The 8408-nt window shown below is 44.6% G+C and carries 8 protein-coding genes; 1 reads left to right on the top strand and 7 read right to left on the bottom strand.

Translation table 11 applies throughout. The annotated features are described in order from the left end of the window. Window position 1: 1 nt before the first annotated feature. Window positions 2–940: an ABC transporter permease gene (locus GC101_RS04965; RefSeq protein ID WP_171716365.1), complete on the bottom strand. Its 939-nt coding sequence runs from the start codon at window positions 938–940 to the stop codon at window positions 2–4. A 253-nt stretch (window positions 941–1193) separates the two neighbouring features. Between GC101_RS04965 and GC101_RS04970 the strand changes: the two genes are divergently transcribed. Then, window positions 1194–3521 (top strand): helix-turn-helix transcriptional regulator, encoded by a 2328-nt coding sequence (locus GC101_RS04970; protein ID WP_171716366.1) that lies wholly within the window; start codon window positions 1194–1196, stop codon window positions 3519–3521. A 112-nt stretch (window positions 3522–3633) separates the two neighbouring features. Here the strand turns inward: GC101_RS04970 and GC101_RS04975 are convergent, their stop codons facing one another. The 6 genes from GC101_RS04975 to GC101_RS05000 all read right to left on the bottom strand — a co-directional run bounded on the left by GC101_RS04975 (window position 3634) and on the right by GC101_RS05000 (window position 8322). Beyond that, window positions 3634–4551, bottom strand: coding sequence for a VOC family protein (locus GC101_RS04975; protein WP_171716367.1), 918 nt, complete (start codon window positions 4549–4551; stop codon window positions 3634–3636). 3 nt (window positions 4552–4554) lie between these two features. Further along, window positions 4555–4983 (bottom strand): VOC family protein, encoded by a 429-nt coding sequence (locus GC101_RS04980; RefSeq protein WP_171716375.1) that lies wholly within the window; start codon window positions 4981–4983, stop codon window positions 4555–4557. Window positions 4984–5192: 209 nt separating this feature from the next. Beyond that, complete coding sequence (locus GC101_RS04985) at window positions 5193–5756, bottom strand: RBBP9/YdeN family alpha/beta hydrolase (RefSeq protein ID WP_171716368.1); 564 nt, start codon at window positions 5754–5756, stop codon at window positions 5193–5195. 462 nt (window positions 5757–6218) lie between these two features. Then, the gene (locus GC101_RS04990) at window positions 6219–7190 is read right to left on the bottom strand and encodes a stalk domain-containing protein (protein WP_171716369.1); all 972 of its coding nucleotides are present in this window, start codon (window positions 7188–7190) and stop codon (window positions 6219–6221) included. A gap of 423 nt (window positions 7191–7613) precedes the next feature. Then, complete coding sequence (locus GC101_RS04995) at window positions 7614–7868, bottom strand: hypothetical protein (RefSeq protein WP_171716370.1); 255 nt, start codon at window positions 7866–7868, stop codon at window positions 7614–7616. 55 nt (window positions 7869–7923) lie between these two features. Continuing rightward, window positions 7924–8322: a hypothetical protein gene (locus tag GC101_RS05000; protein WP_171716371.1), complete on the bottom strand. Its 399-nt coding sequence runs from the start codon at window positions 8320–8322 to the stop codon at window positions 7924–7926. Between the last annotated feature and the right edge of the window lie 86 nt (window positions 8323–8408).

Below are 8408 nucleotides of genomic sequence, written 5' to 3' on the forward strand. Positions count from 1 at the left end.
CCTAGAATAAAGCAGATTCTTTAGACACCCTTCGGGTTACCCAGTTGGCAGCAATGACGAATACCAGACCCATCACCGATTGGAACAGGCCGACTGCCGAAGACATGCCGAAGTCATGCAGCTGTCTCATGGAGCGGAAGACGAAGGTATCAATGACATCGGTAGTCGGATAGAGCGATGAGTTGTCTCCAATGATGGCATAGATCATAGCAAAATCGCCATTGAAAATCTTGCCTACGGCCAATAAGGTCATGATCATGATGGTAGGAACGAGCAGCGGCAGCGTAATACGCATTACAATCTGCAGCTTGGATGCCCCGTCAATCCGGGCAGCCTCGTACAAATCCTCCGATATGCCGGTAATCGCGGCCAGAAAAATAATCGAAAGATAACCCGCACCTTGCCACACGCGGATAACGGTCAGAATATACGGCCAAAGCTTCGACTCAAACATCCAGTTGACCGGCTCCATACCGATATTTTGCAGCCAGTTATTGATCATCGGCTCTTCCCCGCCGAATAAGGATTGGACAATCATTCCTATCACAATCCAAGACATAAAATAAGGAAGAAAAATGAGAGACTGCGATATTCGTTTGAAATACTTATTGCGGATTTCGTTGAACATAAGCGCAATTAAAACGGCTGCGGCTGTAGTAAAGAAAATGAACAGTATGTTCAACACCAGCGTATTGCGCAGAATGGTCCAGAAATCACCTGAAGTAAAAAAGTAATCGAAATTTTTAAAACCGACCCAATCACTTCCTGTGATTCCCTTGGCAAAATTATAGTCTTTGAAGGCAATCATAATCCCGTATATGGGAAAATAACTGAACACTAGAAAAAACAACAACCCCGGCACGGCCATAATATAAAGAAATGGATTTCGGACAATATGGTTCAGTTTAGACTTTTTACTGGTGTTAATTGGGTATTGCATCTTTTTATATCCCCCCTTTCATCAAGACCGGCAATTGCATTAGCACGCCGTTATCTATGCCGTCACCTTATCAAGCCCTCACTGCTACGGCAATTCCGAAAAGCTCTAATCCTTCCTGCAAGCGCAGATTTACAAACTTCCCAAAAACAACACTATTGCGAAAACAAACGATTCTGAAGACGAAAATAATCGGTATGCTATAATAAATCTACAATTTATGAGCTCGGCAGTTATGATTACGGAGGTTCCAGCAATGAAATTCAGACGTCCACTCCTCGCATCGCTGAAGCAGCATCCTACTTATATGAAGCTTATTTTTTATTTCGTCAGTGCAAACGTACTGGTGCTGGGTATATCATTTGCGCTGCTCTATTGGCAGTCCTCCAAGACGCTTCTGGAAGAGATCGGCGATCATTCCGAATCCTTGCTGGTGAACAGCGCCCAGAACACCGCACGGCTGATGGAATGGGCCCTGGAATTTAGCTTCTCCTCCAGTGATGACAGCGCCCTCAAGGTATATGCCCTTTCAGATCAGTACAGCGATTTTGAGACTTTTGAGGTATGGAGCCGGCTTATGGACATCAAGAACGCCAATCCGTCTATCGATTCGGTATACCTCATTAACGATTACACGAATACAGTTGTTGATTCCAGACTTGGATTGAATGATGCGGAAACTTTCTACGATCAGGATATTATTAAGCGTTTACAGGATCCGGTTACGGCGAACCATAGCGTGCTCATTCCCAGAACCTTGTCCCTGCCTCTTACCGGGAGTACGCCCAAAGAGGTGATGACCATCATAAGATTTTACGAAAGAGGCAGTTCTATTTCCGCTTTCGTTATGAATGTAGATACAGATAATCTCATGACCCTGCTTCAGGACAATTCGAAGGATGGCGACAGGTCAGTTGCGGTTCTGAATGACCGGGAGGAGACGGTTTTTAGCAGCACTTCTTTGAATCAGGAACAAACTGCGGAGCTCAGAAGCCACGTGATTAAGGGCGAGAGCGGATGGAAGCTCTTTCATCCCCGGGATCAGGGAGAACAGCTAATGGTTTACGCAGGCATCTCCATCAAAGGAATCCAGGATTGGACCTTTATCGAAACAATACCGAAGTCTGTCATTTTGGATAAAATTACGGTTCTTCGCAACACCAGCCTGATCTTGTTCATTGCCCTGTTCGCAGCCTCCTGGACCGTTATCGTGCTGATCTCCAAACGGGTATACTCGCCCATTCAAGAACTGATTACCAGAGTAATGCGGCAGCATCAAGCGGAAAAGCCCGGTCTGGGATACAGCACATATGAACTTGACTACTTATCCAATGTGTTTATAGCCCAGCATAATCAGATTAACGAACTGACCGAGCAATGGCGGCTTAATAAATTTTTAGGCAGAGAGAGGTTTTTACGGGATTTTCTGGGGGAGACTTACCATTCAGCAGAGGAGATAGGTTCTCAATTTCTGGAGTGGGGCATTGACCTGCCGGTAGATCAGCTGTCGGTGGCCATCTTCCGGATTGACCACTTCTCGGAATTCTCGGAGACCTACCCGGAGAAGGACCGGCGTCTGCTCCGGTTCGCAATGTCCAATATTATTCAAGAGTCGCTGCAATCGTCCAAGCACAAGCTGCAAACGGTGGATATGGGTGACGATCACGTGGCCGTTGTCCTATCCGCCCCCTTGTCCGAAGAATATGCGAGGAAGCTGCAAGGCTCCCAACAGTTAATAGAGCAGTATTTGTCAGTTGGAACGACTGTCGCCTGGGGCAGGACGCTGCCCGGCCTGACCGACATGCATGAGATATATATGGAGACGTATGAACTGACGCAGGAACGGTTCAGGTTCGGACACAGATCGCTCATCGTGAAGGAATGGCTACCCGATGCGCCAGGAGAACTGTACCATCTGCCTGCGAACAAAGAGCGGCAGATCGCTCAGGCTCTTCCCAAGGGGAATGCAGATACGGTTCTGGAAGTCATACGCTCAGCCGTAGTCAAGCTGCGGGAAATGCCCTATTTTGAATGTAAGATGTCGTTAATTACCTTGTTTATGGATATACGCCGGCTCATGCAGGAGCATTCCGCTCAGCCTCTGCCCAGTTCATGGGGGCTGACTTCTATTGAGAAACAGATTATTCAGCAGGAGACGATGGACAAGGTGGTGCCATGGATGGAAGCCTTGGTCACCAAGACACTCGAAGACATTGTAGCTGCCCGCGGGCTGTCCAAGAATGTGACTCTGATCGAGCAGGCGGACCGGTTCATTGAAGAACAATTAACCGATCCGAACTTGTCCGCAAAAATGCTCGCTGATCATTTGGGATTATCCGTTAATTATTTCCGCAGTTTATATAAAGCGGAGACAAACCAGTCCATTACGGACAAAATCTCGGAGAAGCGCCTAAGCTTCATCTGTCAGGAGCTCATTGCCTCCGACTCGCCGATTGAGCCCATCGTCCAAAACTTCGGATTTTCGTCGCTCAACACATTTTATTCCAGCTTCAAAAAGGTGTACGCAATGACACCGGCCCAATACCGGAAGAAGTATAGAGGTGGTAATAGCATTGAGAAATAAGAATGCAGCTGCGACAAAAAAGCGATGGGGGTAACAACCCTCATCGCTTTTTTCATATTACTGAAGCAACACGTTACAGCAAATCCCCTGGCACAGAATAAGGGTTATGCAGTCATTCGCCCTTATAAGCCTTATGCAGTTCCGCAAGCTCAAATTTCTTCATCTTAAGAAACGCCGCTGTAACACGCGCAAGCTGCTCCGGCGTGCCCTTCTCCATCATCTCGTCCATTGCGGCCGGAACAATCTGCCAGGACACGCCATACTTATCTTTCAACCAGCCGCATTGCTCGGCTTCAGAAACCGCAGAAAGCTGCTCCCAATAGATATCAATCTCCTCTTGCGAGTCGCATTTCACCATGAAGGATATGGCTTCGTTGAAGCTGAATTTATGATCATGCGCACTATCCATTGCGGTGAACCACTGATTCTCCAGCATGAAGTCAGCGAACATAATCGTTCCTTCCTGGTCAGGCCCCGGGCCTTCAGGGTAGCGGGCAATCGTGCCCTGCTGTGAATCCTTAAAGACGGATAAATAGAAGGACATCGCCTCTTCTGCCTTGCCGCAGTTATCACCGACAAACATAAATGACGGTATTATAGCAGGCCGCTCTTCACCTTCCGGATTCGTAAGAATCAACTGCCATGAGACGCCATACTTGTCCTGAATCCAGCCATACCGCTCACTGAACGGATATTTATCGAGCGGCATCAAAGCCATGCCGCCATCGGATAATTTGTTCCACACCTCATCTAATTTCTCTGCTGCGTTCTTATCGCGTGAAGGATCAAAATTAACGAAAAAAGACACGGACGGATTCAGCTTAAAATACGGCCCTGCACTGATCGCCATAAACTTCTGCCCCCAAATTTCAAAAGAAACCTGATCGCAGTCGCCTGACGGAGTGTCATGAAGTGTTGTAACACTCGTAACTTTGGAGTCCGGGAACACAGAAGCGTAAAAATGGGCAGCTTCTACCGCCTCCTTGTCATACCATATATGCGGAACGATTCTCTGATTGATGTTTGCCACAAGTTATTCCTCCCCGGGGACATTCACTTGAAAAGTAACGCCGAACTTGTCCTTCACAATCCCATACAAAGGGCTCCAATCCGTCTTCTGCAGAGGCATGACCACTTGACCGCCGTCTTCCAGTGCAGCAAAAATCCCCCGTGCGTCTGCCTCTTCTGTAGGATGAATGGCAATCTGAACCGTATCCCCGTTCGCCTGATGCGACGTGCCCGGAAAAGTATCGGAGAACATGAGATCTGCATTACCGACCTTCAGATGCGCATGCATCACAAGCGTTTTCATCTCATCGGTCAGCGGATGCTCCGGATCTTCCGGCAGGTCTCCGAACGTCGTGATTGCGACTACGCTGCCATGCAGCGCTTTTTCATAGAAATAAAGCGCTTCTCTTGTGTTTCCGTTAAAAACAAAATACGGGTTCAAACGGATTGACATCATTCTTCATCCCCTTTGGAATAAGCTTAACAGTCAGCCTTATTATACACCAAATTTGAGGAAAATATACGATTTTCACGAACGTATGGTCTTATTTTTTATTTTGCTGAAAACATGAAAAAAGAGTTCCCTAAGGAACTCTCTGAGCCGAACCGTGATCTACTCGAACTATAATTTAGATGGGCGACGCAACTAGTTCATCTACATTTTCAAAACGAAATTTGCTGGTTCAAGCATACATCAAGAATCCAAGGCCACGGACCGTAGCCCGCTTCTACGTTGATATGTCCCATTTTAGGCAACACCACGCAAGGAACTCCTAAACCTAAGTAATGATAGGCCTCCTCTACCGGACAATACGGATCTGTCGAGGATAAAACTAACAGCGTCTTGTCCGCCATAGTTGCAATCTCAGCCAAGTTACCCGGCACAGGAAAAAATGTCATCACAGGCTCATAGTTCAACAATGGCGATGGCGGCGCTACCAGAATAGCCCTCTGAATCTTTCGATTCGGCTGCGAAGCCGCATAGTGAAACCACATGATGCACGCTAAGCTGTGGGCCACAACGATGACTTCTTCATCCTGCGGAATTTCTTCAAATACAGAAGATAAATAATCAAGCCAAATCCCCTTGTCCGGTTGATCCTTGTCTGGAAACTCAGGAAAATAAACCTTTTCACCTTGCTTCTCCAGTTCTTGCTGTAACCATCTCTGCCAATGATCCGGTCCACTGCCGCCGACTCCATACAAAATGAGAAAACTTCTACTCATGATATCAATCCCTCCACATTGGCCGTTTAATTTATGATTGCATCAATCTTGATTCTGCAACCTTCATATTCATCTTGTTTAGATAAATGTCATTATACAGTAAAGTAAAAAGGGTTAATTCATATTAGTTGAGGCGATGCTCATAATATATGTACAAGTGAAAGCTCTCACACTTCGCTTCGTCCAGTCAGGGGCATAAACGAAAAAAGACACCTTAAAAGGTGTCTTTTTAATATTTGAAAGAAATGTTACTTTTAATAAAGTATATTTCTGCATAGTAAATCCCTACAAATTTCGCTAGAAGCATATAACTAGATTATAACCATCCGTTCGTGAAATGACCTACCGCAATCTGATGTCTCTCGTGCTCAAGAAACAAAGGGTACCCCTAAGCCATACTATGACTTTAAGGATACCCCTAATATCTAAACAAAAAATCAACTTTGAGTATAGACTCCTTAATTACTCAAGATTGAAGTAAAAGAATGAATTGTCATATTTGTCACCAGAATGATCTCTCAGCTGAATGATCATATAGTTAGTCAACCCCTTATGTACAGGTACGAGTACAAGACCTTCTGCAGTGTAGCTGTAACTTTCACCCGCCTTAAGCTTTTTTAAATCAGTTGCGTCATCAATAGCCTCATCCAAGGATCCAGTAAAACCAGAATATGTTACACCGATGATACTGTTTTCGTCTGAAGTTTTAGAACCCCACAGTTCTGGTACAAAATCAACATTAACAAAAGTACCTTCGTTTTTATCATCAGAGATAAGCTTTCCGTTATTCAAAACGAACTTCACCTTAGCCAATTTGTACTCAATTAAGCCATTTGCTTCTGGTTCTCTGAAACCAAGAGCTGCAATTTCACTTCTTGAGATTGACTTTACTGAGCTTACGGAGACAGTATAGTTTCCTGTAAACGTAAGACCATCATAACTGTAAGGGTCATTAAATGTAACCGACTTACCAATTGGAATTGCAGAACTAGAGGTTTTACCACTATTATTCGAAGCAGTCGTCGTTGCTGGAGGTGGCGTGATTGTCGGGGTCGGGTTAGCAGGTTGCTTAGCAGGTTCTTGTGGGGTCGATGCCGTACTGGCATCCTTATAAGGAATACCACTACCACTTGAACCATCAATGGAAATAGTTAAAGAGGCTGCATCAAAATCAACTTCTGCTCCAAGAGCTTCTGAAACAGATCTCAAGGGAACATATGTAGAACCGTTATATACCAAAGCGGATAAGTTATTACCCGATTGATCTTTTGGAGTCCATTTGGAACCGTTAAGAACAAACTTGATATCGTGGTTCAATTTGGCCTTGATCGCTTCAACACCATTTCCTGCAAATACCCCCACTGTGCCAAACAGTAGACTTGAAACCACAATAGTTGAAACAAACACAGATTTTCTCATTTTAACTAACTTCATTCTTAAATCCTCCTACAATTTATTTGATACTGCCTGTACTACCATACCCCTATAATACTTTACTCTTTACTGCTCTCTTGGACATGCCTGACAGCCGTCTGGCAACATAAGATTAGATTCCTGCCCTAACAGGCAGAACTCATTGGATTAGCTATGTATGTTTCTTTGCCTTAATTCTTTTACCTACACTATCTTTAAACGAACCGACAATAATCATAATGAGATCAATTAGTAGTACTTCATTTTGGGTTTTTTCCCACAATACTATCCCTAAGTTAAAATATGTATCTCTTTATCTATCGGAAGAATAGGGAACAATTGTTAATCCTCATCTTAGAACGAAAAAAGACACCCTTAAGGTGTCTTCGCTGGTACTTCATATCCATGTTTCCGATTTCCACTTGAAAATCTCTGTTATACTCATCAGGACCCTCTAATCCCGACATATCGTTCTCGCGCTACAACCTCAGGGCGGGAGGTGTGAAAGAAACAATACTCTCTGTGAGGGTCACCCTGGTGCAGTTCACTATACCGCTTCAATGCTTTGGTAGAATCCTCATAGGAGTCGATCACGGACATTTCTTTAATAAATCGCTGGCCTTCCTTGGAATGGGCCTTAGTCGCCTCAAGAATGACCCATTCATTAGGGAAACGCTCCTGAACTTCATCCCATCGCATCTTGGACCCTCCGGTTAAAAAATTACTATTATTATAGCATATCAGGTGGTATCTTCTAAACCAGAGTCAGACCTCCACCCGATCTTTGAAGCTCTTTTATAAAGCGGTATCCCTCCAGAAATCCGATCACAAAAGCTTCTTCTTCGAGACCCTGTTCTGTGTTCATAGCCTCCTCCATGAATCCGTACAATTCACGTTGAGTCTCGTTTAAACTACTGTGCAGGCGATTGATTGCATAAGAAGACTCTTCGTTAACCTTCCGGATATGAGGATTGTTAGATCGCATTCCCCATATCTCAAGATGTCTTCTGGCAGCCACCTCGCTCAGTATTTCTCTCATTCCATCAAGATAGGCATTTTCTAGTGCTTCAAATTCAGACAACATTTCTCTTTTCTTCGGAAAATGCTTTCTCACTGTGTCAATCCTTACCATTGATATACGACAAGCTTCCATTCCTTATTCCCCCTTTCAAATCTACAATACTAGTGTTTCCTATTTACTAGATTTAAAACAACAAACAGTGACAGGTAGCTGATTAT

This window comes from Paenibacillus phytohabitans, from assembly GCF_013141775.1.
GTDB lineage: Bacteria > Bacillota > Bacilli > Paenibacillales > Paenibacillaceae > Paenibacillus_AQ > Paenibacillus_AQ phytohabitans.

What these genes read in the sequence shown, in the direction of transcription:
- GC101_RS04965 (WP_171716365.1), bottom strand. Translation starts at nt 940, where the DNA reads ATGCAATACCCAATTAACACCAGTAAAAAGTCTAAACTGAACCATATT.
- GC101_RS04970 (WP_171716366.1), top strand. Translation starts at nt 1,194, where the DNA reads ATGAAATTCAGACGTCCACTCCTCGCATCGCTGAAGCAGCATCCTACT.
- GC101_RS04980 (WP_171716375.1), bottom strand. Translation starts at nt 4,983, where the DNA reads ATGTCAATCCGTTTGAACCCGTATTTTGTTTTTAACGGAAACACAAGA.
- GC101_RS04985 (WP_171716368.1), bottom strand. Translation starts at nt 5,756, where the DNA reads ATGAGTAGAAGTTTTCTCATTTTGTATGGAGTCGGCGGCAGTGGACCG.
- GC101_RS04990 (WP_171716369.1), bottom strand. Translation starts at nt 7,190, where the DNA reads ATGAAGTTAGTTAAAATGAGAAAATCTGTGTTTGTTTCAACTATTGTG.
- GC101_RS04995 (WP_171716370.1), bottom strand. Translation starts at nt 7,868, where the DNA reads ATGCGATGGGATGAAGTTCAGGAGCGTTTCCCTAATGAATGGGTCATT.
- GC101_RS05000 (WP_171716371.1), bottom strand. Translation starts at nt 8,322, where the DNA reads ATGGAAGCTTGTCGTATATCAATGGTAAGGATTGACACAGTGAGAAAG.